The sequence below is a fragment of the Mesorhizobium sp. M5C.F.Ca.IN.020.32.2.1 genome, from assembly GCF_004023105.1.
In the GTDB taxonomy this organism is placed as follows: domain Bacteria; phylum Pseudomonadota; class Alphaproteobacteria; order Rhizobiales; family Rhizobiaceae; genus Mesorhizobium; species Mesorhizobium wenxiniae.
In genome coordinates this window covers 1-382 of sequence record NZ_RZSX01001719.1, presented here as the reverse complement: position 1 = coordinate 382, position 382 = coordinate 1, and the positions used below count along the sequence as shown (strand labels likewise).

Here is a 382-nt window from a genome sequence, read left to right as displayed (position 1 = left end):
CCTCGTTGACCAGTCCCTCATGGTCGGCGCCGCGGACGCGATCCAGAATCCCGTTGAACTGGTTGGGCCGCATCTGCGCCCCGCGTGCCAGCGAGAGGCCAAGCGTCTGCAGGAATTCGCGCAGCGATTCCTGCTTGGCGAGCGAAGGCGCGTCATGGATGCGGTAGACCAGCGCCTGCCGTTTCGCCTCCAGCGTCTCGGCCGCCGCGACATTGGCCTGGATCATGAATTCTTCGATCAGCTTGTGTGCGTCGAGCCGCTCCGGCACGACGACCCGGTCGACGGTGCCGTCCTCCTTGAGCAAGATTTTCCGCTCAGGCAGTTCAAGCTCGAGCGGCTGACGCGTCTCACGGCCGCGCTTGACGACGGCGTAGGCATCCCA

At 65.2% G+C, this 382-nt stretch carries 1 protein-coding gene; it reads right to left on the bottom strand.

Annotated features, from left to right (window positions below):
• A partial coding sequence (locus tag EOA86_RS38325) for an RNB domain-containing ribonuclease (protein ID WP_128345908.1) occupies window positions 1–382 on the bottom strand: 382 nt, incomplete at both ends.